Raw genomic sequence first — 23,964 nt, forward strand, 5'->3', positions numbered from 1 at the left:
CTCGCTACTGGCGACCCGTGTGGTGACCGATCTCCGCGAGTCCCTCGGACGGGACGTCCCGTTGCAGATGCTCTTCCTCGATCCGACGCCGGCAGGACTCTCGCGCCGAATCGGTGAGACGGCCGCCGCGACCGTCGAGGACGCGCTCCGGATCGTGATCCCGCTGCGCGGCACCGGAACCGGCCGCCCGCTGTTCTGTGTTCATCCCGGAATCGGGTTGTCCTGGGGGTACACCGGGCTGGTCCGGTACCTGCCCGCCGAACGACCCGTGTACGGCCTGCAGCTGCCCGCGATCACCGGAGGTCCGGCCTACGGATCGATCGAGGCGCTCGCGCGCCGGTACGTCGACGAGATCCGCGCCATCGCGCCCGAGGGGCCGTACGACCTGCTCGGCTGGTCCCTCGGCGGCGTCCTCGCGCACGCGATGGCCGTCGAACTGCAGCGGCAGGGTGAATCCGTCTCGACCCTGGCGCTCATGGACAGCTACCCGGACGACGGCTCCGACCCGCTGCTCGGACGGCTCGAGCTGGGCGACCTGCTGCGTGGTCTCGGGCTGGACGTCGGTGCGACCGAGGAGCGCCTGACCTACGAGTCCGCGGCGCGTCTGCTGGGCGAGTTCCTCGGCAGCGCTGGGATCACCGCGGCGCACCTGGAGCGGATCAACGACGGCTACGCGAACTCGCGGCTGCTGGTGCACCGCTTCGTACCCGGCGTGTACGACGGCGACCTGCTGGTGTTCCCGGCCGGGCGCGGTCAGGACGGGAGTACCGTGCGATCGGCGCAGGAGTGGCGGCCGCTCGTCACCGGTGACATCGACGAGTGCCCCGTCGACTGCGGGCACAACGAGATGATCGAGCCGCAGTCGCTGGCCGTGATCGGTCCGGCGCTGGCCGCCCGCCTCGAAGGTCGAACCTGAGCCTCGGGAGCGGCCGCCCGGATCACCGCGCGTGGGCGCGGCGGGCGCCTCGCTTTCGTTCCCGGGCAAGGTCCCAGAGGTAGTGGTCGAAGTCGACCTCCATCGTGTGGCGGGGCGAGGCGTAGAACTGCCGCTTGTTGCGTTCGTGCTCGGCCGTCATCTGTGCGCGGATCTCGCCCTCCGGCGGCGGCAGGTACCGGCCGGTGAGGATCTCGGTGATCCACGCGCTCTGGGCCTCGGCGAGCGGCATCACCGCGCCGACCGGTTGCAGGAGCCCCAGGAAGTACAGGCCCGGCAGGTCCGGGTGCACGGTCCGCTTCCACAACGGCAGATCGTTGTCGCGGGCCCGGATCAGATCCGGGTCGAGGAACGGGAAGCTCACCCGGTAGCCGGTGGCCCACACGATCAGGTCCGCTCGCGATCTGCTTCCGTCGGTGAAAACCACTGTGTCACTGTCGAATCGGGCGATCCCGGGGCGTGGGGTGATCGCGCCTGCCTTCAGGCGCGCACGCAGTTGCTCGGACTGCACCGGATGCGCCTGACCCGGCCGGTGTGCCGGCCGCGGCAGGCCGTACCGGGTGAGGCTCCCGGACGCGACCGCGCCGATCCGCAGCCTGGCCGCCGTCACCCACCACGGCATCCAGCCGGGCAGCGCGACCTGGTCGGCCGCCCGGCCGAACAGCATCTTGCGCAGCACCCAGTGGCTGCGGCGCACCGACAGCGTGGTGCTCCTGCCCACCCTCGATGCGTCGACCGCGATGTCCAGGCCCGAGTTGCCCATGCCCACGACCACGACGTCCCGGCCGGTGAGCTGGTCGGCGCTGCGGTAGTCGTGGGAATGGATCTGCGTTCCCGTGAAGGTGCCCGGATAGGCGGGATCGGGCCACCGCGCGTCCCAGTGGTGGCCGTTCGCGACGAGGACGGCGTCGTAGGTGCCGACGTGTTCGCCGGCCGGACCGGTCGTGTGCACCGACCAGGTACCGTCCGGGTTGCGCGTGACGTGCCGGACGGTGGTGTCGAAGGTGATGGTGTGCCCGAACCCGAAATGGTGGACGTACGAGTCGAAGTAGGCGCGGACCTGGTCGTGTCGCGCGTACGGCGGGTAGTGGGCCGGCATCGGGAAGTCCGAGTAGGCCATGCGCGGGCAGGAGGTGTTGATCTCCAACGATTCGTAGCAGGCGGACTGGTCGTTCGGGTTGTCGTAGACCCAGTTGCCGCCGATCACGCTGCCCTTCTCGAAGCAGTCGAACGGGATCCCGGCGAGATAGAGGGCCTTCGCCGCGGCGATGCCCGACGATCCGGCACCGATGACGCAGACGCGGGGGAGAGTCTCGTCGGCCGGGACGGGAGCGGTCACCGGCGGGGCGCGATGTCCGGGTTTCACCAGGTAGGCCACGAGGACCATGGTGACACGAGAGGCGCGGCCCGGACACGGCTTCGGGCCGTTCCGGGGCCTCGCGGGCCTGTGGGTCGCGCACCGGGGCGCGCGGTCCTGTGGAGCAGACTGTGCGCCCCGCGCGAGGCCCATCGGCCGTTCAGTTCGCCGCCGGCGTGATGTTCTGGTTGACGTGGAAGACGTTTTCCGGGTCGTAACGGCGCTTGACCTGGGCCAGCCGGTCGTAGTTGCCGCGGTAGGCGGCCCGGACACGGTCCCGGCCCTCGTCCATCAGGAAGTTGACGTAGGCGCCGCCCGCGGACGTCGGGTGCAGGTCCGTCCAGTAGTCCTTGGCCCACCTGGTGATGGTGTCGGCGTTCGCGGGGTCGGGATCGACGCCGACGATCACGCCGGCCCAGCCGCCGTCCCGGTAGGCGAACGAGGTGTCGTCGTCGGAGACGCGGGCGGCGGCGCCGTCGATCGGGTACATGTGCATCGTCGAATGCCCGGTCGGGAGCTGTGCGCCGAACCTCTCGTGCACCCCGATCGCCGTGTCGCTGATCTCCTGGAAGAAGTCTGCCCGCCAATACCACTGCAGCCCAGCGGGATACAACGCGTCGAAGGCGCTCTGCAGTGCGGTGAAGGGCAGCTCGTGCACGCCGACCAGCATCGGGTCACCGAAGCTGCGGACCGGTTCGAGAACCTGGTCGGCGCGATCGTGCGGACCGGTGTAGCACCACACGATGCCGCACGCCTTGCGACCCCACAGTTCCTCCGGGAACGGCGGCGCAGGCGGGACGGTGAGCACCGAGATCCAGCCGCTGAGCTCCTCGGGCAGCGCGGGCATCAGTTCCCGATACCAGCGCATCACGGCGTCCGTGTCGGCGATGTCGTAGAGGACGGGCCCGCCGATGACGATGCCGTGTTCGCCGATGTCGTGGCAGCGGAACGTGAACGAGGTGACGACCCCGAAGTTGCCGCCGCCGCCGCGCAGGGCCCAGAACAGGTCCGGGTGGTTGTCGGCGTCGGCGTGGACGAAGGTGCCGTCGGCCAGGACGACGTCGGCGCCGAGCAGGTTGTCCACGGTGAGGCCGAACCGCCGGGACAGGTAGCCGATCCCGCCGCCGAGGGTCAGTCCGCCGACACCGGTCGAGGCGAGAAAGCCGGACGGGGTGGCCATCCCGAACGCGACGGTCGCGTGGTCGACGTCGCCCCACACACAACCGCCGTCGACACGGACGGTGTGGTGCTCGGGATCGACGGTGACGCTGTGCATCTGCGACAGGTCGATGACCAGCGCGTCGTCCCACACGCCGAGACCGCCGGCATTGTGGCCGCCGCCGCGGACGGCGAGTTCGAGTCCGTTCTTCCGCCCGTACCGCACGCAGGCCACGACGTCCGCGGCGTCACGGCAGTACGCGACGGCGGCGGGCCTGCGGTCGATCATCGCGTTGTAGACGGCGCGGGACCGGTCGTAGTCGGGATCGGTCGGGGTGACGAGCCGACCACGGAGCGCGGCCGCGAGTTCGGAGTGGTCGAGTGTGGTGGTCATGACGAATCGGTCCTTCGGGGTGGGGTGTCCGTGGGTCGGACGCCATGTGACCGACGCTAGGAAGCCGGCGTTCGCGGAGCGTTCGGGCCGTCACGGCCGGTCCCGAACGGTGCGTTCGAGTTCGTCCCGCCGGCGCAGCACCTCCGGCACCCACCACAGTTCGCTCCGGGCGCGGGCCGCAGTCAGCGCGGCGTCGATCACCGCGTGCGCCGAGTCCAGCCGCCCCGCCCGGACGTGCAGGTCGGCGAGGAGGGAGAGCCAGTACGGCATCCGCGCGAACGCCCCGGTCGCACGCAGACGGTCGATGCCGTCCGTCGCGAGGTCCAGCCGCGACCGCGACCACCCGTCGAGGACCAGTGCCCACTCCCGGTAGTAGGCGAATCCGTACCGCTCGCACAACGACCGCAGTTCGGTGACCGTCTCGCGAAGCGCGGTCGTGTCGCGGCACAACTGGGCGGTGACCGCGCCGTACGCCAGCGCCACCGCCAGGCTATACGGCTGGTCGACGTCGCGGGCCAGTGCGATCGCCGAGGCCGCCGCCTCCCGTGCCTCGACGCAGCGCCCCTGTAGTGCCTGGGCGTGCGCGGACCAGGCCCGGGCGTGCACGTCGAATCGGGCCCCCACCCACAGGGTGCGCGCCCCGCCGCTCAGTTCGTCCGCCGCCGCGAAGTGCCGCAGGGCCTCGTCCGGGTGCGCGAGTGTCACCGCGGCCCCGCCACACGCGAAGTGTGCGGCGCCGGAGGCGTCGGGATCCGCGAGGTCCTCGGCGATCGTGAGCGCCCGTGCCGCGACCGCAGCGGCCTCGGGATTGCGCCCCTGCACGAAACGCGACGACCACAGCCCGACCAGCCCTGCGACGAGCGACGCCCGGTGACCGAGACGCTCAGCGAGGGCCACCGCGCGTTCGAGGACCTCCTGCAGTTCCGGCGACGCGTAGCCGCGGGAAGCGGTCAGCGGCGCCGCCGACGCCTCCAGGACCATCAGCTCCCGGCGCCGTGTCGCCGCGCTGTCCGGCGCGGCCCGGACGGCCGCCGCCGCGGACCGGTGCAGCCGGATGGCCTCCTCGTACGAGAAGGTCGCCGACGCGATCTCGGCCGCCCGCAGATAGTGGGGGACCGCGCGGTCGGGTCGGCCGCCGAGGTGGTACTGGCGCGCGAGCTGGGCACTGAACGGGTCTGGGTCGTCGGCGTGCAGCAGTTCGAGCCCCTGCGCGAGGCGCCGGTGCAGCAGCCACCGGTGCGGTGGGTCGATCCGCGCGTAGGCGGCGTCCCGCAGGAGGTCGTGGGTGAAGTCGTAGCCACGTCCGGTCTCGCGCAGGATCCGATGCCGCCACAGGGCGTCGACCGCGCGGACCACGGCGGGCGGGTCGAGGTCACCGGCCTCGACCAGCAGGTCGAGGGTGACGTCCCGGCCGGCGGCTGCGGTGAGCCCCGCGATCGCCTCGGCGTCCGGACCGGCCCGGGTCAGCCGGGCGTCGAGGACCTCACCCAAACGTTCCGCGGGCACGGTGGAGGTCCCGCCGGACGTCGGTCCACCCGCGCGCATCGCCTCCACGAGGTAGAGCGGGAACCCCCCGGTGCCGGCGTGGAGCAGGGCATGGTCCGTGTCGGACAGGTCGCGGCCTGCGAGGGCGTCCGCGAGCCGGGCGCTCGCGTCGGGGCCGAGCGGGGCGAGGGCGAGTTCGGTGACCGGGATGCCGTCCCGCAGCCGGGCGAGCCGATGCGCGAGTTCGGGCGGTTCGCCGCGTGTCGTCGCGGCGACGAGCAGCGGTGCGTGCGGATTGGCCGTGACGAGATACCCGAGAAAGTCGAGGGTCTCCGGGTCGCACCACTGCAGGTCGTCGACGACGAGCAGGGTCCGGCGCCCACCGGCGAGCAACGCCAGGGCCAGGGCGTCGACGAACCGGTGCCGTCGCCACGCGTCCGCCATCCCGATCGGGGTGTTCGTGGCCGCACGGTCACCGGTACCGGTCAGCCGATCGACCTCGCCGCGCACCCCGGGGTCGAGGCCGGCCACCCGGCCCGCGATCGCCGGTTCCCGCAGCCAGTCCGCGACCGGAGCGAGCGGCAACCTGCCTGCGGCCGCGAAGCACCGGCTGCGGGCGACCAGCGTGCCCTGCCGGCGCACCCGACGCGTCAACTCGGCCACGAGGCGGGTCTTTCCGACCCCGGCGTCACCCCGGACCACGACGAGTTCGGCGTGCCCGGCGCCGGCCCGCTGCCACACCGCGTCGAGGTCGGCGAGTTCGGTGTCGCGACCGACGAGCGGTGCCGCACGGCTTCCGGTGGGCGGCGGTGCGCGATCCGGTTCGCCGCGCTCGGCCCGTGGACCCAGCAGCCGCTCGAACGACGACCGGGTGGCGGGGTCGGGATCGACGCCCAGTTCCCGCTCGAGGACGGCCGCGCAGCGGTGGTACGTGCGGACCGCGCCGGCGCGGTCACCGAGTTCGGCCTGCAGCGACATCAGCGTCCGGTACCCGGATTCCTCCAGGGGCCGCAGCGCGACCCGCCGGCGCGCGATCTCGATCGCCCCGGGAAGGTTCCCGGTGCGGGCGCGGACGTCGACCAGCAGGTCACACAGCTCGACGCACCGCTGTTCCAGGTCGTTCCGCGTGTCGGCGGCCCAGTCGCCCTCGCCTGCGGGCAGGAAGGGCCCCCGGTACAGGTCCACCGCCGTGGCGGCGTGCGCGTCGATGGCGTCGTCGTCACCGCGCTCGGCCGCGGCCCGGGCCGCGCGGGATTCGCGAGCGAACACGCGGGCGTCGACGCGCACGCCGTCGGTGTCGCGCCAGCACAGGTCGGTGGCGGACACGACCAGGGACGGCGCGTCGTGCAGCGTGCGGCGCAGGTGGTGCAGTTCGCGGCGCAGGTTCGTCAGTGCCTGACCGTCCGGGGAGTCGGGCCAGAACGTCGCCGCGATGCGCTGTCGCGGCTGCGGAATCCCGGCGTGTGCGACCAGATACGCGAGCAGCTCCACCGCGCGCGGCGACCTGGACACGGCGTCCCCGGACTCCGTGTCGATGATCGCCTGTTCGCCCAGGAGGGCGACGTGCAGCATGGCGCAGCCTCCTGGGAGTTCAGGGTAGCCGCGCCGCCGCCCGCACACCCCGGCCCCGACGCACGGGATTCGGCGATCACCTCACGGCGTCGGAACCGGGACGCGGCGCGTCACGACGACCGATGCGTCCGTTCCGGTCGAGCTCCAGGGTGACGTCGACACCGAGCCCGTCCAGAAACTCGTCGTCGTGGCTGACGACCAGAATCGCACCGCGGTAGCCGTCGAGTGCCTCGGTGAGCTGCTCGACGCTGGAGATGTCGAGGTTGTTCGTCGGCTCGTCGAGAATCAGCAGTTGCGCGGGTGGCTCGGCCAGCAGCAGCGTGGCGAGTGACACGCGAAAGCGTTCACCACCGGAGAGCGTGGCGACGGGCCGGTCGACGCTGTTACCGCGGAGCAGCAGGCGGGCGAGCTGATTGCGGATCGTGGCGACGGGTGTTCCGGGCGCGACCTCCCGAACGTTCTCCAGTGCGCTCGCGGCTTCGTCGAGGTTGTCGAGTCGCTGAGGCAGGTACCCGAACCGGTCGGTGAGCAGCGCACCGTGCGCGCGCCCCGAGAGTTCGGCGGTCCCGCGGACGAGTTGTTCGAGCAGGGTCGACTTCCCGGCGCCGTTGGGGCCGACGAGCGCGACGCGCTCGGGTCCCTGGATCACGATCGTCCGGTCTCCGTCGTGGAACTCGGCGATGCGCCGGCTCCGCGGCACGTCCGGGTCGGGGAGTGTGAGGTGGATGTGTTCGTCTCGCCGCACACGAGCGCCGGCCGCATCGGCGGCCGCCTGTGCGGCGGCGACCTTGTCGTCGAGTGTCGAACGCATCGCCCCGGCGGATGCCTGTGCCCTGCTCGCGCGGTTTCCGGCGAGGATCCGGGGGATACCGCCGTCCTTCTGGGTCTTCTTCGCAGTGCGTTCGCGTCGGGCCAGCTTGGTCTCCGCCTCGGTTCTCTGACGTCGCTCGACCTTGAGTGCCTGCTGGGCCGAGCGGGCTTCCTGCACGGCGGCGGCCTGCTGCTGCTCGACATGCTCCTTCCACGCGCTGTACGGGCCGCCGAACGTCTCGAGATCGGCGCTGTGCAGTTCGGTGGTGCTCTCCATGCGTTCGAGCAGTTCCCGGTCGTGGCTGACCACGACGAGAGTGCCGGGCCACGAGTCGACGAACTCGGCGAGCTTCGCGCGGGTGGGACGGTCGAGGTTGTTCGTGGGCTCGTCGAGCAGGGTGATCGGAGTGCGGCGGATCCGCAGGCCGGTGACGGCGATGAGCATTGCCTCCCCGCCGGAGACCTCGTCCACGCGACGGTCGAGATCCGCAGCGGTGAAGCCGATCTCGTGCAGGCCCTCGTCCGCACGCGACTCGATGTCCCAGTCGTCGCCGATCGTGCGGAAGTGCCGCTCGTCGACGTCGCCGGACTCGATCGCGCGGAGGGCGGCGCGGATGCCGTCGATTCCGAGGAGTTCCGCGACGGTCGCGTCCTTCCCCAGCGTCAGCGTCTGCGGCAGGTAGCCGACGTCGCCGGCCGTGTCGATCCGCCCCGACGTGGGAGCGAGGCGGCCGGCGACGAGGCGAAGCAGGGTGGACTTTCCGGCACCGTTGCGGCCGACGAGGCCGGTGCGTCCGGGCGTGAAGGTGCCGCTCACGTTGTCGAGAGCGATTGTGCCGTCCGGCCATTGGAATGTGACGTTCTTCAGGGTGACGGCGGACTTCGTGGACATGATCGGGGATCTCCTTCGGCGGCTGTGGCTGATCAGCAGTGCTGATGGAAGCGACCGATCACGGGACGTCGTGGAGGAACCGGGCACATGCCCGGCCGCGCACGCCGACAACGCAAGCCGAACGGAACCGTCGTGGCGCGACACAGCCGGACGGCCCGGGACAGCCGACATCGTTCGGTGGCAGGACGTGACCGATGATCGGTGCGACGCGAACGTGCCGGGGTGGCCCGGTCAGAAGGGAACGGCAAGGACCGCAGGGTGCGGTTCGGGAACCCCTGACGAATGGGTGAGGTCATTCACTGCGGGCGCACTCGGCGCCCTCTTCGCGTGAAAGCCACCGGCAGTTCGGTGGCTAGATTCTGTCGACCTCGATGTCCATGGGCGCCAATATAACAGCCGGTTCCGGCTCACACCCCCGCCAGGTCCAGCCCGCCCGGCTCGAGCGCTCGCCGCCGGAGCGGGGATCCGAGTGCGCGGGCGAGGTCGGTGCCGTCGTGCTCGGACAGCAGGGTGCCGCCGTCCCACACCATCAGCGTTGCGCTGACCGAGTGCTCGGGCGTCGAGTGGGACAGGTCGTAGTGCGCGCACCCCGGCACGCCGGCGTAGGTGACCCACAGGTCGTAGCCGGTCATGAACAGGTCCAGGTCGAACTGGACGCTCAGCCCGAGCAGTTCGCTGCGGCCGTTGTCGTCGACGCCGGCGAACGCCTCGTCCAGACCGAGCAGGCGCGGGGCATGCGGATCCGCCGACGAGAGCATCACGTGCGCGGCCGCGAACAGCGGCAGGTGCAGCGACACCGACTGCTCGCCGCCCGACAGCGCACCGTGCCGGGCGACGGTGAGCTTCTCCTCGGTGCCGTCGCCGGCGATCAGGCTGAACGAGAACACTCGCCAGCGCCGGTAGTCCAGCGCCTCGGTGAGGATCTCCGGGTAGGCCCGCTCCGGATGCGCGGCGCGCAGCGCCCGGATCCGGGCGGCGAAATGCCCACGGATGGTGGCCAGTTCGTCTGGGCCGAGCGCGGACGCGTCGCGGTCGAGGAGCTTGGACACCGCGCGGGCGCTGTCGTCGAGGTTGTCGGCGAGGACCCAGTGCACACCGATCGTGTTGCCCGACGACATGCGCCGGCCGCGCATCTCCGCGGACATCTGCGCGATCAGGTCGCGAGCGTCGACGGTGCGTTCGTGGATCTGCTGCGCCAGCCCGGTCAGCAGCGCGTCCTCGAGGATCCGGCGTTCGGACTCGGTGAGCAGTTGCTGCTGGTCGTCGCGGCGCGCGGCGATCATGGCCGCGAAGGCGCCGATCGAGGAGTGCCCCTCGTCGTGCTGGACGGTGACGGTGGTCAAACCGTCTGCGTCCCAGCGCAGTCGGTAGTCCTGGCCGGCGGCGGCGAGGCGCGCGTCGAAGTCCTGGAGCGCTCCGGTGAGGGCGGAGCGGGTCGACTTACCCGCGGCCTCGGACACCTTGACGCCTGCGGTGGCGGCCTCGAGGGCCTCGTGCAGGGCGGAGACCTCGGCAGGCACCACCGGGGCGGGCTGATCGGCATCGGTCTGGATCCGGTACACCAGCTGGTCGCTGGTCAGCCACGCGGCATCCGAGGCGGGCCACGCGTGGGAGCCCTCGACACCGAGCAGTTCGAGGAGGTCACGGCGCGCATACGGAGCCAGACGCTGTGCGTCCGAGCGGGTCTCGGTCACCGCACCGCGCAGCGACTCGACCGCGGCGCCGTGTGCGCCCTCCGCCTTGCCGATCGCCACCACGGCCGCCTCGTGTGCCTTGCGGGCCGCGCGCTGCTCGGCGGTGCACGCGTCGATCCGGGCGCGAGCACGTTCGATCTCGGCGTCGATGTCCTCGGCGCTCGCGCCGAGCGCCTCCCGCAGGGTCTCGAGCCGCTGCACCTGCTGTTCGAGCTTCTCCTGCTGGGCCACCGTCTCTTCCGCGAACTCCTCGGCGACGTCCCGGGCCTCGGCGTGCCGGTCCTCGGCCTCGCGCAGCCGCTCGTGTTCCTTCTCCCGGTCGCGCCGGCAGCGGACGACGAGGTCGCCCTGCTTCTCGAAATGGCGGATCGCTGCGGCGAGGGCGTCGAGGTCCCGCGCCGGGTCGCCGACCCGGTGCCGGGCGGCGGTCTCGCGGAGTCTGCGGTCCTGAGTGGCGAGGTCGGCGATCGCCTGGTCCAGTTCACGCTGGACAGTCGTCGCGGCCTCCTGCCGGGTGCGGAGCGCACCCGCCGCCTCCGCGACCGAACGCAGCGCGGCGAGCACGCCGGTGGCGCGGGGCAGTGCCTTTCCGGCGGCGACGAGCGATGCGTACCGGTCCGCGGCGGCGGACTGCTCGGCGAGCGCGTCCTGCCGCCGCCGGTGCGCCTGCTCGATCGCCGCGTCGAGTTCGGCGATGCGCAACTCGCGGCGCCGCTGCCGCGCGGTGGCGCCGATGTACTCGGCGTCGGGCTTGGTGTGCCGGCCGAGCTGGATGCCCTGCCGGAACCCTCCGTCGGAGCCGACCGCCACGAGCGAGTCCGAATGGGTGTGCAGCGCAATGGAAGCCAGTAGCGCCGCCACCCGCTCCTCGGGCACGGCGGTGTCCGGTTCCGGGACGAGGACGTCGGCGAGTGTGGCGCCCTCCGGCCGGTTGCCCGCGGGCAGCGGCGCCAGGAACAGTTCGGAATCGTGCGCGGGCAGCGGACCGTCCGCGGGCAGCACCCAGCCGTCGAGCAGGTTCGCGGCCGCGAGTGCGGATTCGAGGCCGGCGGCGTCCGCGGCGGGGACGCCGTCGGCGAAGCGGACCAGCCGCCAGAACGGCGCGCCGGGCAGGCCGTCGCGATCGCCGGTGCGTTCCGGGTGCGGCGGCGGCGCGTCGTCGTGCTCGGCGGCGACGCGGGCCCGGTCCGCCGTGAGATCGGCGGCGAGGGCCGCGGACTCCGCGGCTTCGGACTCGGCCCGCGACCGGCGCGCGCGGACGGTGTCGAGGGGGTCGGTGACGTGGTCGGCGAGCAACTCGGGGAAGCCGACGCCCTCGTCGTCGCCGATCGTCTGGACCGACTCGTGCAGCGCGACGAACAGATCGCTCGAGACCCCGACCGTCGCGTACAGCGACGAGTGGGCCGTCCACCACCGGCGGATCGTGGTCTCGCACTCGCTGCGCGCGAGTTTCGCCGCCGCCGCGGCCTCGGTGACCGCCGTGGTCGACGCCTCGAGCAGTTCCCGGCCCCGATCCGCGGCCCGCTCGGCGCGTGTTCGCTCGGTGGTGGCCTTCTCGACGCCGACCATCGCGTCGCGCACGGCCCGCACGTCCCCGGAGCGCTCCTCGGCGTGGCCGCGCACCGCGGAGGTGATCTGGTCGCCTCGGGCGGTGTCGGGCAGCGCGGCCCACTCGATGCCGGCATCCACGGCGGCGGCCTGCAGGTCGTCCTCGGCGCGGGAGAGCGCGTGGGTGGCCTGCTCGACCCGGGTCGTGGACTGGGCGGATTCCTCCGCCCGCTGGGCGAGGCTGGCCTGTGCCTTGCGGGCCTTGTCGGCCTGCTGCTCGGTGGACCTGCGCAGGTCCGCGACGGCGGCACCGAGGTCGTCGAGTTGCTGCTTGCCCTCGTAGGCGCTGGACCGCTGCAGGGTCTCGAGTTCCGCGCGGGCGAGGTCGAGGGCTCGTTCGGCCGCGGTGGCGCGCTCCTCGGCCTCGACCCGTTCCTGCTGCCGTCGGGTCTGCGCGACGGCGGTGTCCCCGACGGCGGTCACGGCGGCGTCGACCGTCTCCAGCCGCCGCGACACCTGTTCGACATCCGTGCGGGCCTGCTGCCGCAGGTACTTCGTGTACACCCCGACGAACGATCGGGTCGCCTGATCCGCCTCGGTGAGCCCCTCGAGGGCCCGGCCGACCTCCTCCATGTCGCTGAACGAGCGCGCCGCCTCGACCACCAGATGGTCGTCGAGCGGGCGCAGGCCGTCGGTCAGCGCCTGCGACAGGCCCTTCGGGTCGAGGTTCTTCGCCAGCTGCGGTCGGCGCAGCGTCAGGATCAGGGTGATCAGCTGGTCGTAGCGCTGCGCACCGAGCCCGAACAGGCGCGCGTCGATCGCCGCCCGGTAGTCCACCGGACGGTCCGTGATCGCGTCGCCGCCGATCTGTTCGGCGAGCTGCTTCTTGGTCAGCGGCTGGTCACCGGCCCCGATGAGCGAGAAGTCGACGCCGACGCGGCCGTCGGCGACGAAGTGCCAGCGGGTGACCTTGTCGTTCTGCCGGGTCGCGCGCATGCCGATCCCGACGGTCACCGCCTCCGGGTCGTCGTCGTTGCCGCGGGCGAACTCCATCCACACGTACGAGTGGGCGCTGTCGTCGCCGCGGTAGAGCAGGTTCGACTTCATCGTCCGTTCCTCGCCGGCGAACGGGTTCAGCCGGCGCGGTTCGATGCGGCCGTCGAGGACGAACGGGAACAGGACCTCGAGTGCCTTCGTCTTGCCGGAACCGTTGGGGCCGCGGAGCACGAGACGGCCGTCGGCGAACGAGAACTCCTGGTCCCGGTAGTCCCACAGGTTGACGATCCCCGCGCGGGTCGGTCGGAAACGCGCACTCGCCATGCGTAATCAGCCTCTACTTCTCGGTGGAAACGACCGGGGTCGGGACGGGATCGGTGGACAGGTCGAGTTCGGGGGCACGCTCGCGCACCGTCACCGTGACACCGCGGTAGCGGGCCAGTGCCGGCAGCACGAGCACCCCGCCGGCGACGATGTGCACCAGCCGCTGGCCGTCGAGCAGGTCCACGGCGCGCCGCCGCAACCCGGCGGTGTCGGCCTGCCACTGCGCGGCGAACGTCCGCCCGAAGCGCTCGACGAGGTCCGTCACGGCGGTCTCGATCCAGCTGTCCTCGACGAACGGGTACAGCGCCGGTTCGATCGGCGCCGATACCGGGGCAGCCGGGGCCGGGTCGGGCGCCGCGTCGCTGAGCTCGGGGAGCAGGCTCGCCTGCGGAATCGCCGAGTCGAGCTGGGTGACCAGATCCGCGGTCCGGGCCATCGGGACCGGGAGCCGCAGCGGTTCGGGGGCGTCGACGTCGAGGATCCGGTCCGCGATCTCTCCGGCCAGCAGGAGCGCCACCTGCGCGATCGTGCCCGTGCCGGGGAACCGGACGTCCGAGAGCCTGCCGGACGCGTCGATCAGGGCGATGCCCTCCGCACGGCGCTCGGCGACCAGCCCGGTGAGCAGCTCGACGTCGGCGGCGGTGCGCGGCAACGCCAGCTGCAGGCGCTCGTCGTCGTCGAGATCGTCCGCGTACACGACCGGCTGCTGGACCAGTGCCCGGCGCACCCGGCGTGCGGTCTCGCGGGTCGCGGACTCCTCGGTCGGCGTGGCGAGCAGGCCCCGGACCGAGGACAGGTGCTGCAGTGCCCGTGGCGGCCGGAACAACGCCACCACCACAGAGCGGTTGATGTCGTAGAGCGCTTCTCCCGCTTCGGGATTCGACGCCCAGCCGGCGGCGTCGCCGTCCGCGATGGCGATCGCCCCGCGGGCGGACAGCCAGCCTGCGGCGTCGACGAACGCGTCCCGGTCCGCGGCCCGTTCGGTGGACAGTTCCACCGACGGCACCTGTGTGGCCTCCGCGGCGACGTGGTCGGCGAGTTCGGAGAGGGTGATCTGGTTGCCCGCCCGTCCGAGTGCGGCGAGCGCCAACGCCAGATAGGCGTAGCGACGACGGTCGAAGGGGCGCCCGTTGGCGGTGCGGGCAGGCATCGTCGCGTCGAGGCGGTCCGCGGCGGTGAACAGGCGCGCGGTGGTCTCGGTGATCTCGAGCCGGTACCCGAACAGCTCGAGCAGGTCGTCGCGCAGTTCGGTGGCCCATCGGCGCACCAGCGGCAGCGCCAGCGGGTCGGGATAGGTGGTCGTGACCAGATGATTGGCCAGCACCACCCGGGCCGCCCGCTGGTACGACTCGATCATCAGCGGGGAGATCTCGCGTGCCCTCACCGCACACTCACCCGCAGCCGGTCCAGGTGCAGGCGTCCGCGCGTGGTCTGCACCGTCGTCGACACCTCGTGGGGCTCGAGGGTCAGCCGGACGCCGTTCGCCGATCCCGTCGAACTGCGGACGGTGCCGCTGACCGGCACCCGTGCCGTCAGTGCGGCGGTCAGCAGGCTCAGCAGCACCTCGGTCTCCTCGTCGTCGAGCGTGCGGTCGTACGCACCGCCCGCGGCGAGGGAACGCGCGGCCTCCGCCCGGGCCCGCTGCGCGGCGAGCTGGGCGTCGCGCAACCGGCGGATGCTCGCGTCGTTGCGTTGCAGGCGGCTCGGCGCCCCGACCGCGGCGTCCCGGCCGGTCTCGGCGAGGGTGCGGGAGATCTCCACCGGTGGCGCCTCCCACCACGACCGCGAGTCCGGGATGATGTCCGCGTCCGGGTGCACGGTGGACAGGTGCCGCGGCCGGCCGAGGTCGAACACCGCCTGGAACAGGGCGTGCGCGGAGTCCTCGGTGGGGGCGGCGGCGAACCAGCCGGCCAGGTGCCGCAGCTGGCTCTCCCGGCTGACGCCACCGCGCCGGGTCTCGGTCACGCGGCGCAGCAACGACAGCACCGCCGCGATCGCGCTCATCGTGCCCTCCCGCAACCGGTCGGACTCGCTGAGCCCGCCATGGGAGTGGCCGTCACCGCCGGCGGGGGCGACGAACCACTGCGTCAGGCCGGCCCACCGGGACGCCCAGTCGGCTTCCCGGTCGGCGACGGACAGGAACAGGCGCTCGTCGCTCGTCGCCGCGCGGGCCAGCAGTGCCGGCACTCCCGTCGACTCGACGGCCGCGATCGCCGCCGCGAGCTTCGGTGCGTACCGGGCCAGATCGGAACTGAACTCACGCATGTGGGTCAGCAGCGCGTCCTTGTGGACGAGGAACTCCTCGGGCGTGATCTCGGTGGTGCGGACCAGGTCCCCGAGCGTGAGATAGAACTGCGCGGCGCGCGTCGCCATGTCCGAGAGCGTGTCGTCGAGGCGCCGCAGCTTGCGGTAGATCAGGTCGCTGTCACCGACGCGGTTCGCGTCGGCCAGTTCGTGCAGGTCGGCGAGCAGGTCGGGCAGCGCCAGCCGGGACAGGGCCGCCTCGTCGAGGCGGGCGCCGATCACGTCCTCGACGGCGCGGAACGCCTGGTATCCGAGCCGGCTGAACTGGTAGACGAAGTGCCGGTTGCGGTACTCGGCGAGCGTCGCCGCCCGCGATCCGTCGTAGCTGCGTTCGAGCACACCCCACTGGTGCAGCTGGTCCAGGAGCGGCGCGATGTCGGGGGACTTCAGCGCGGAGTGGCCGAGCCGGTTCAGCGTCTGCTCGACCTCACCGGCGTGCAGCAGCACCACGTAGTTCGCCCGGGCGTGGTCGAACGCGCGCAGTACCCAGCGGTAGTCGATGCGCTTCTCCGCGGTCGCGAACGCGAACAGCCGCAGCCGGTCGCCCAAGGCGAAGTCGTCCGTCTCGCCTCGGTTCGCGAACGCGTCTCCTGCGTCGGGTGCCGGACCGGAATCGTTCACCGTGACAGGGTAGGGGAGCGGGACCGGGTCACCTAGCCGACCGGCCGAACGCGAGCGGCGCCCGCGCGTGATATCCACCGCTGTCGGGTGGACGTCGTGCGCGGGCGCCGCAGGCGCAGGAGGGATCAGACGGGGACGGGTGCTCCGTATGTCATGACGATGTCGCCGGACGCGGTCTCCAGTCGCGCGTACGGCCGCAGGGTGACCGGACCGATCGCGCCGGAGACGCTGCCGTGGACGCCGCTGATTCGGATCTTCGCGCCCGGTCCGCTGAACTCCTTGGCGTCGACGATCGGGACGTCGGTGATGCCACCCGGCTGCAGATCGAACGTGAAGTTCTGCTGCGGGATGATGTCGCCGAGCAGTTCGGCCCTGCCTCCGACCGCGAGGTCGAGGTCGGGGGCGGTGAGCAGGTTGGTGAGTGCGAGGCCGTTGGTGCCCTCGACTTCGAAGCCGAGTGCGGGCGTGTTCAGTTGGATCGTGGCGCCGGTCAGCGCGATCGGATACCCGACCTGGTAGCCGAACGAGAGCTTGCTGCCCTCCATCGCATCGGCCCCGGGGCCGGTGATCCTGGCCTCCGCGTATCCGCTGTGGAAGAACTCCCGGCTGAGCGGTGAGCTGTCCAGCGGAGGCACAGAGGTGATCTGCGTGTCACCCTGGCTGACCTCGATGGTGTTGTTCTGCGCGTCGATGATGCTGCTGGCGTTGTTCACGACGGCTCCCGCCGTGCCCGTACCGAGCGTGAGGCCGAGTGCTGCGACCCCGGCGACCGCGAGCGCCTTCTTCGAATGCGTACGCCGGTGTCCCCCCGACGTGGAGGCCTGCTGAGAACGACGGGCCCTGCGAATCTCGGTCATGAAATACCTCATCCGTTAGGTCGTTACCAGGTCACGTGCTCGTGCCCGGTCACCGGCTGGGCGCTGATATCCCGATCCACTGCAGACGCTAGTGGATTACACTGCACAATGCGGCGATTTCTCGTGGGTCGATACATGGTGTTCACGAATGATGCACGTTCTCGCGCAACCATGTTCACGTGCAACCGTGCTCAGGAATTGGCTCGCGAGGAGATCGGTTCAGGCACGACTGCGGTTCGCGGTTTCCCAGGCGCGGTCGTAGCGATTGCCTCCGGGCCGCTTCGGATCCTTGCTGCGGTAGACGACGTACGGCCTGCCCAGGTATCCCAGCGGGGCGCTGAACACGTGGACCAGGCGGGTGTACGGCCAGATCGCCAGCAGCGCCAGCACGGTCAGACCGTGCAGCTGGAAGCTCCACGGGACGCCGACCATCAGATCCGGCTGCGGGTTCAGCGAGAAAAGGCTGCGGAACCACGGAGACACCGTCGACCGGTAGTCGTAGTGGCCGAGGACCAGGTTCTCGCCGAGGGTGTTGTACATGCCGGTGGCGATCACCGCGACGAACAGCACGTACATGATCTTGTCGCTGGTGCTGCTCGCCTTGCGCACGCTCGGAACGGTGATCCGCCGGTAGACCAGGATGGCCAGTCCGGCCACGGTCGCGAGACCGGCGGGAACCCCCATCCCGACCGCGGCCACGTGGTACAGCGTGTCCGAAATGCCCAGCGCCGCCGTCCAGCTCGCCGGAATGAGGACACCGCCGACGTGGCCGGCGAGCACCGCGAGAATGCCGAAGTGGAACAGGGGACTGCCCAGGCGAAGCAGCCGCGACTCGTACATCTGCGACGAGCGGGTGGTCCAGCCGAACTGGTCCTTGCGGTACCGCCACACATGGCCCACCACGAACGAGGTCAGGGCGATGTACGGGAGGGTCAGCCAGAGCAGCGTGCTCAACGGGGAACTCCGATCGGGGGGTAGTCGTCGATGTGCGGGTGCAGCGCCGGATCGAGTGCATACGTGTCGAGCCCCACGGTGTCCTCGGGCGGACCCTCGGCCGCGAGCTTGACCACCTGCGCACGGTCGTCGGTGTCGAGGTCGGGCAGCGTCGCGCACAGCGCGTCCAGCACGCTCGCGTACGCGGATCCACCGTCGTGCAGGGACAGTCGCAGCACCTCGACGACGGCGCGGTGGTTGATCAGCAGTCGCAGGCCGCGCGCCGGGTCGGCGGTGGCCGCGAACTCGAGAACCACCGGCAGGAAGTCCGGCAGTTCGTGGTCGCCGAGTTCGAGGCCCGCATTGCGGTACGCGGTCTTGAAGCGCAGCAGCGCCATTCCCCGGTTCCTGGTGTCGCCGTATGCGTAGTACGACAGGTGCAGGCTCGACCGCCGGCGCAGGTCGAACGTTTCGACGTAGCGGGCCGCCAGCGCGATCGGGTCCTGTTCGCGCATGTGGTCGATGCAGGCGCACAGGCCCTCGCCCGCCGGTGCGGGAAGGTCGGAAGCCGCGGCACGCAGGTCGTCGAGCAGATCCAGCGTCGACTGGTGTGGATAGTCGAGGACCAGGGCCGCGATCCGCCACACCAGGCGCTGCTGGGTCTCGGACATCGAATCCGCGACCGGAGCGGCCCGCCGCGACCGCCGCATGCCGAGCACTCCCATCACGAATCCTCCCGCGAGCCGGCAGGGACGAGGCCCTCCGTGCTGCGTCCGTCCCAGTTGAGGAGGTTGATTCGCCGTTCCTTGTTCTCCGGCGCCGCACCGTTGGAGTCCTCCCCGACGAGGTGGAACTTGTCGGCGACGACGTCGAGGGCGGTCATGCCCGGCCCGCCCATCCCCGGGCCGCCGTCGTCGTCGAGGCTGCACCCGGTGGCCAGGGCGTCGAGCCGGTGCGCGTCGGAACCCGCCCCCGTCGGGATCACGTACCGGTCCTCGTACTTGGCCAGCGCGAGCAGCCGGTACATCGCCGTCAGCTCGTCCGGCGTCAACCGGACCGCCGCCGCGACCTCCGGACGGATCGACTCGCCGAGGTTCACCTGACGCATGTGCGCGCGCATCGCGGCGAGCCGCTGCAACGAGGCCCGGACCGGTCCGATCTCGCCGGCGGTGAACAGTTCGGCCAGGTACTCGATCGGGATCCGCAGCGAGTCGATGGCGCCGAACAGGTTGTCGGCGGACTCGCCGTCGTGCCCGGTGTCCGACAGTGCCTCGACCATCGGGGACAGCGGCGGGATGTACCAGACCATCGGCATGGTCCGGTACTCAGGATGCAGCGGCAATGCCACCTGGTAGTCCACGATCAGCTTGTAGACGGGCGAACTCTGCGCGGCCTCGATGAACTCGGCGGAGATGCCCGCCCGCTCGGCCTCGGCGACCACCCGCGGGTCGTGCGGATTGAGGAACACCCCCAGCTGCGACGGGTAGAGGTCCTCGTTCTCGGTGACCGACGCCGCATCGAGCACGGCATCGGCGTCGTAGAGCATCACCCCGATGTAGCGGAGCCGGCCGACGCACGTCTCCGAGCAGATGGTCGGGATCCCGACCTCGATCCGCGGGTAGCAGAACGTGCACTTCTCGGCCTTGCCGGTCTTGTGGTTGAAGTAGATCTTCTTGTACGGGCAGCCGGTGACGCACTGCCGCCAGCCGCGGCACTTGTCCTGGTCGACGAGGACGATGCCGTCCTCGGACCGCTTGTAGATCGCGCCGGACGGGCAGGACGCCGCGCACGCCGGGTTGAGGCAGTGCTCGCAGATTCGCGGCAGGTAGAACATGAACGTCTGCTCGAACTCGAGCTTGACCTTGTCGGACACCTTGGCCAGCAGCGGGTCCCGGCCGACCTGGTCCGGACCGGAGCCGAGGTCGTCGTCCCAGTTCGCGCCCCAGGTGACCTTGGTGTCCTCGCCGGTGAGCAGTGACTTCGGCCGGGCCACCGGGGTGGTGTCCATCGGCGCCGATGCGAGCAGGTTGTCGTAGTCGTACGTCCACGGCTCGTAGTAGTCGGTGATCGTCGGCAGGTCCGGGTTCGCGAAGATGTTCAGCAGCCGCTTGAACCGCGATCCCGACTTCAGGGTCAGCTTGCCGCGCTTGTTCAGCGTCCAGCCGCCCTTCCACTTCTCCTGGTCCTGGTACTGCCGCGGATAGCCCTGTCCGGGGCGGGTTTCCACGTTGTTGAACCACGCGTACTCCACGCCGCCACGGTTGGTCCACGCCTGCTTGCAGGTGACGCTGCAGGTGTGACAGCCGATGCACTTGTCCAGGTTCATCACCATGGCCATCTGCGCCATAACCCTCATGTCAGTACGTCACTTCCTGGTCGCGGCGGCGGATCGTGGTGACCTCGTCGCGCTGATTTCCGGTGGGGCCGTGGTAGTTCAGGGCGAACGACTGCTGCGCGTAGCCACCGATCAGGTGGGACGGTTTGATCATCACGCGGGTCAGCGCGTTGTGGATGCCGCCGCGCTTGCCGGTGCGTTCGGTGCGCGGCACGTCCACCGCCCGGTCCTGGGCGTGGTACATGAACACGGTTCCCTCGGGCATCCGGTGGCTGACGATCGCGCGGGCCACGACGATCCCGTTGCGGTTGGTCGCTTCGATCCAGTCGTTGTCGGCGACCCCGATCTTCGCGGCGTCCACGTCGGACATCCAGATCGTCTGGCCGCCCCGGGACAGGGTGAGCATGTGCAGGTTGTCCTGGTACGCGGAGTGGATCGACCACTTGGAGTGCGGGGTGAGGTAGCGGACCGTGACGCTGCCGCCCACGCCGTTGCCGTGTGTCTCGCCGACCGCGGGCTCCGCGAACAGCGCCGTCATGTCCAGCGGCGGGCGGAAGATCGGCAGCTGTTCGCCGAGTTCGGCCATCCAGTCGTGGTCGAGGTAGAAGTGCTGCCGACCGGTCAGGGTGTGCCACGGCTTGAGCCGTTCGGTGTTGATCGTGAACGGCGAGTAGCGGCGGCCACCGGTCTCGCTGCCCGACCACTCCGGCGACGTGATCACGGGTACCGGTCGGGCCTGGGTGTCGGAGAACCGGATCCGGGTGCCCTCGTTCTCCGCCGCCAGGTCGACGAGCTGGGTGCCGGTGCGTTCCTGCAGGTGTTCGAAACCCTGGGTGGCGAGCCTGCCGTTGGTGGTGCCGGACAGCGCGAGGATCGCCTCCGCGGCGTGCCGGTCCTTCGCCAGCGACGGCCGACCCGCCGCGACACCGGACAGGGCGGTGCCGTTGACGGCGCGCAGGTACTCGACCTCCTCGGTCGGATGTGTGGTGACGCCCTTCGTCGTCAGGCCGAGTTCCTCGACCAGCGGGCCGAGCGCGCCCATCTTCTCGGCGATCGTGGTGTAGTCGCGTTCGACCACCACCAGCTTCGGCATCGTCTTGCCCGGAATCGGTTCGCACTCGCCGCGTTTCCAGTCCAGGACCTTGCCGCCGGGTTGCGCGGTCGCGTCGACGGTGTCGTGCAGCAGGGGGACGGCGACGATGTCGCGCCGGGTGCCCAGGTGCTTCTCGGCGAGCCAGCTGAACCCGCGCGCGATCCGGTGGAAGGCCTCGAAATCGGTTTTCGACTCCCACGGCGGCGAGATCGCCGGCGAGAACGCGTGCACGAAGGGGTGCATGTCGGTGGACGACAGGTCGTGCTTCTCGTACCAGGTCGCCGCGGGCAGCACCACGTCCGAGAACAGGGTGGTGCTGGTCATCCGGAAGTCCAGCGTGGTCAGCAGGTCCAGCTTGCCGTTCGGCGCCTCGTCCCGCCACACCAGCTCCTCCGGGTGCACGCCCGTCGAATCGGACGCCCGCAGGTTCGACCCGGCCCCGAGGAGGTGCTGCAGGAAGTACTCGTTGCCCTTCGCGGACGAGCCGAGCAGGTTCGAGCGCCACACGATCAGGGTGCGGGGGAAGTTCTCCGGTGCGTCCGGGTCCTCCACCGCGAACTGCAGGTGCCCGGTCTTGAGTCCGTCGACGACGTGCTCGGCGGCGTCCTTGCCCAGCCGGGCCGCCTCATCGGCGAGATCGAGCGGATTGCGATTGAACGTCGGGTAGCTCGGCATCCACCCGAGCCGCGACGCGAGCGCGATGTTGTCGGCGGCGGTGCGGCCGGCGAACGCGCCGCTCGCGAGCGGCGACGCCATCGCCTCGGACGTGAACGGGTCGTAGCGCCACTGGTCGGTGGCCAGGTACCAGAACACGGTGCCCTGCATCTGTCGCGCGGGCCGGGCCCAGTCGGAGCCGAACGCGAGGGTGGACCAGCCGGTGACGGGCCGGCACTTCTCCTGCCCGACGTAGTGCGCCCACCCGCCGCCGTTCACGCCCTGGCAGCCGGTGAGCAGGGTCAGCGTGAGGAACGACCGGTAGATCTGGTCGGAGTGGAACCAGTGATTGGTGCCCGCGCCCATCAGGATCATCGACCGGCCGCCGGACCGGTCGGCGTTGTCGGCGAACTCGCGCGCGACCCGCGCCGCCGACGCCGCGGGGACGCCGGTGATGCCCTCCTGCCAGGCCGGGGTGTACGGCTCGTCGGCGTCGTCGTAGCCGGACGGCCAGGTGCCGGGAAGCCCGTCGCGGGCGACACCGTACTGGGCGAGCATCAGGTCGAACACGGTGGTGACCAGTCGGCCTGCGACCGTGCGTACGGGCACGCCGCGGTGCAGGACGCCGGGAGTGTTGGTGTCGTAACGGGGGAGGTCGATCAGGGCGGTGTCGGTGCTGCCGTGGAGGCTGAGGACGGGGTCGACTCCGTCGAGGTCGAGGTTCCACCTGCCCTTGCCGGATTCGGTGAACCGGTCGCCGAGGGAGCCGTTGGGGACGACCGGTTCGCCGGTCGCGGAGTCGAGGAGCACGGTCTTGAACTCGACCCCCTCACCCGTGTGACCGAGGTCGGCGGCGGTGAGGAACTTGCCGGGCACACACGACGGGCCGTGACCGTTGGTCGTCGCATCGGGCGTGCGCGGTTCCAGTGTCACCAGGTACGGCAGGTCGGTGTACGCCTTGACGTAGTCGAGGAAGCGGGGGACCTGCTTGCGGACGAAGAACTCGGTGAGGATCACGTGTCCCATCGCCATCGCCAGCGCGCCGTCGGTGCCGGGCCGGGCGGGCAGCCATTGGTCGGCGAACTTCGTGTTGTCGGCGTAGTCGGGGGAGACGACGACGACCTTCTGGCCGCGGTAGCGGGCCTCGGTCATGTAGTGCGCGTCCGGGGTCCGGGTGACGGGCACGTTCGAGCCCCACATGATCAGGTAGCCGGCGTCGAACCAGTCCGCGGACTCGGGGACATCGGTCTGGTCGCCGAACACCTGCGGCGACGCCTCCGGCAGGTCGGCGTACCAGTCGTAGAACGAGAGCATCGCGCCGCCGAGCAGCGAGATGAACCGGGCGCCGATCGCGTGGCTGACCATCGACATCGCCGGGATCGGCGAGAACCCGGCGACCCGGTCCGGGCCGTACCGCTTGATGGTGTGCACGTGGGCGGCCGCGACGATTTCCGCGGCCTCCCACCACTCGGCGCGCACGAAGCCGCCCTTGCCCCGTGCGGCCTTGTAGGTCTTCGACTTCTCCGGATCGTCGGCGATGTCCGCCCACGCCAGGACCGGGTCCTTGAGGCGTGCCTTGGCGTCGCGGTACATCTCGAGGAGCACGCCGCGCACGTACGGGTAGCGCACCCGCGACGGCGAATACGTGTACCAGGAGAACGACGCGCCTCGGGGGCAGCCACGCGGCTCGTACTCCGGCTTGTCCGGCCCGATCGACGGGTAGTCCGTCTGTTGCGCCTCCCAGGTGATGACCCCGTCCTTGACGTAGATCTTCCACGAGCAGGACCCGGTGCAGTTGACACCGTGCGTGGAGCGCACCACCTTGTCGTAGGACATCCGGTCCCGGTAGAAGTCGTCGGAGGTGCGGCCGCCGATCTGGTGCAGGGTGCGCAGGTCGGCCGACGCCTCGCCGCGCTGGAAGTGCTTGCCGAACCGCAGGAGCGCGTCCGCGTCCAGTTTGCCGGTGGTCTGGGACATATGAGCCTCTCGAAAGGTGAAGTGCG

At 70.9% G+C, this 23,964-nt stretch carries 13 protein-coding genes (1 of these 13 running past the window's edge); 1 reads left to right on the forward strand and 12 read right to left on the reverse strand.

Translation table 11 applies throughout. The features are described from left to right. A protein-coding gene (locus ACWDUM_RS20285) for a non-ribosomal peptide synthase/polyketide synthase (RefSeq protein WP_450135328.1) crosses the window boundary here: on the forward strand, positions 1-916 show its end. Its footprint begins 26,186 nt before the window's first position; the window shows 916 of its 27,102 coding nt (coding positions 26,187-27,102); its start codon lies off the left edge, out of view; it ends in the stop codon at positions 914-916. A gap of 22 nt (positions 917-938) precedes the next feature. On the opposite strand, the gene ACWDUM_RS20290 is transcribed toward ACWDUM_RS20285, so the two are convergent. The 12 genes from ACWDUM_RS20290 to ACWDUM_RS20345 all read right to left on the reverse strand — a co-directional run bounded on the left by ACWDUM_RS20290 (position 939) and on the right by ACWDUM_RS20345 (position 23,938). Further along, entirely contained in the window at positions 939-2,312 is a 1,374-nt protein-coding gene (locus tag ACWDUM_RS20290) for a flavin-containing monooxygenase (protein WP_450135329.1), read from the reverse strand. A 139-nt stretch (positions 2,313-2,451) separates the two neighbouring features. Next, on the reverse strand, positions 2,452-3,843 hold the full coding sequence (locus ACWDUM_RS20295; RefSeq protein ID WP_450135330.1) for an FAD-binding oxidoreductase: 1,392 nt from the start codon (positions 3,841-3,843) through the stop codon (positions 2,452-2,454). Positions 3,844-3,933: 90 nt separating this feature from the next. Then, the gene (locus ACWDUM_RS20300) at positions 3,934-6,900 is read right to left on the reverse strand and encodes an ATP-binding protein (RefSeq protein ID WP_450135331.1); all 2,967 of its coding nucleotides are present in this window, start codon (positions 6,898-6,900) and stop codon (positions 3,934-3,936) included. Positions 6,901-6,976: 76 nt separating this feature from the next. Beyond that, positions 6,977-8,602, reverse strand: coding sequence for an ABC-F family ATP-binding cassette domain-containing protein (locus ACWDUM_RS20305; RefSeq protein ID WP_450135332.1), 1,626 nt, complete (start codon positions 8,600-8,602; stop codon positions 6,977-6,979). A gap of 407 nt (positions 8,603-9,009) precedes the next feature. Next, entirely contained in the window at positions 9,010-13,164 is a 4,155-nt protein-coding gene (locus ACWDUM_RS20310; protein WP_450135333.1) for a TIGR02680 family protein, read from the reverse strand. A 13-nt stretch (positions 13,165-13,177) separates the two neighbouring features. Continuing rightward, positions 13,178-14,548, reverse strand: a complete 1,371-nt coding sequence (locus tag ACWDUM_RS20315; protein WP_450135334.1) for a TIGR02678 family protein — start codon at positions 14,546-14,548, stop codon at positions 13,178-13,180. Beyond that, positions 14,545-16,005: a TIGR02677 family protein gene (locus ACWDUM_RS20320; protein WP_450135674.1), complete on the reverse strand. Its 1,461-nt coding sequence runs from the start codon at positions 16,003-16,005 to the stop codon at positions 14,545-14,547. Before ACWDUM_RS20320 ends, ACWDUM_RS20315 begins: the two co-directional genes overlap by 4 nt. A gap of 209 nt (positions 16,006-16,214) precedes the next feature. Continuing rightward, positions 16,215-16,946, reverse strand: a complete 732-nt coding sequence (locus ACWDUM_RS20325) for an MspA family porin (RefSeq protein ID WP_450135335.1) — start codon at positions 16,944-16,946, stop codon at positions 16,215-16,217. 219 nt (positions 16,947-17,165) lie between these two features. After that, positions 17,166-17,900 (reverse strand): respiratory nitrate reductase subunit gamma, encoded by a 735-nt coding sequence (gene narI / locus ACWDUM_RS20330; RefSeq protein ID WP_450135336.1) that lies wholly within the window; start codon positions 17,898-17,900, stop codon positions 17,166-17,168. Continuing rightward, on the reverse strand, positions 17,897-18,604 hold the full coding sequence (gene narJ / locus ACWDUM_RS20335) for a nitrate reductase molybdenum cofactor assembly chaperone (RefSeq protein ID WP_450135337.1): 708 nt from the start codon (positions 18,602-18,604) through the stop codon (positions 17,897-17,899). The genes narI and narJ overlap by 4 nt, the downstream gene beginning before the upstream one ends. Beyond that, a complete protein-coding gene (narH, locus tag ACWDUM_RS20340) occupies positions 18,604-20,235 on the reverse strand; it encodes a nitrate reductase subunit beta (RefSeq protein WP_450135338.1) in 1,632 nt (543 codons plus the stop codon). Before narH ends, narJ begins: the two co-directional genes overlap by 1 nt. Before the next feature lies 1 nt (position 20,236). Beyond that, positions 20,237-23,938 carry a nitrate reductase subunit alpha gene (locus ACWDUM_RS20345; protein ID WP_450135339.1) on the reverse strand — a complete coding sequence of 1,234 codons (3,702 nt, stop codon included), beginning with the start codon at positions 23,936-23,938 and terminating at the stop codon, positions 20,237-20,239. Positions 23,939-23,964: the final 26 nt, after the last annotated feature.

The organism is Rhodococcus sp. NPDC003322, from assembly GCF_053589555.1.

Excerpts from the sequence above, each read along its gene's own strand:
- narJ (WP_450135337.1), bottom strand. The coding sequence starts at position 18,604 with ATGGGAGTGCTCGGCATGCGGCGGTCGCGGCGGGCCGCTCCGGTCGCG.
- narH (WP_450135338.1), bottom strand. The coding sequence starts at position 20,235 with ATGAGGGTTATGGCGCAGATGGCCATGGTGATGAACCTGGACAAGTGC.
- ACWDUM_RS20325 (WP_450135335.1), bottom strand. The coding sequence starts at position 16,946 with ATGACCGAGATTCGCAGGGCCCGTCGTTCTCAGCAGGCCTCCACGTCG.
- ACWDUM_RS20305 (WP_450135332.1), bottom strand. The coding sequence starts at position 8,602 with ATGTCCACGAAGTCCGCCGTCACCCTGAAGAACGTCACATTCCAATGG.
- ACWDUM_RS20295 (WP_450135330.1), bottom strand. The coding sequence starts at position 3,843 with ATGACCACCACACTCGACCACTCCGAACTCGCGGCCGCGCTCCGTGGT.
- ACWDUM_RS20300 (WP_450135331.1), bottom strand. The coding sequence starts at position 6,900 with ATGCTGCACGTCGCCCTCCTGGGCGAACAGGCGATCATCGACACGGAG.
- ACWDUM_RS20310 (WP_450135333.1), bottom strand. The coding sequence starts at position 13,164 with ATGGCGAGTGCGCGTTTCCGACCGACCCGCGCGGGGATCGTCAACCTG.
- ACWDUM_RS20345 (WP_450135339.1), bottom strand. The coding sequence starts at position 23,938 with ATGTCCCAGACCACCGGCAAACTGGACGCGGACGCGCTCCTGCGGTTC.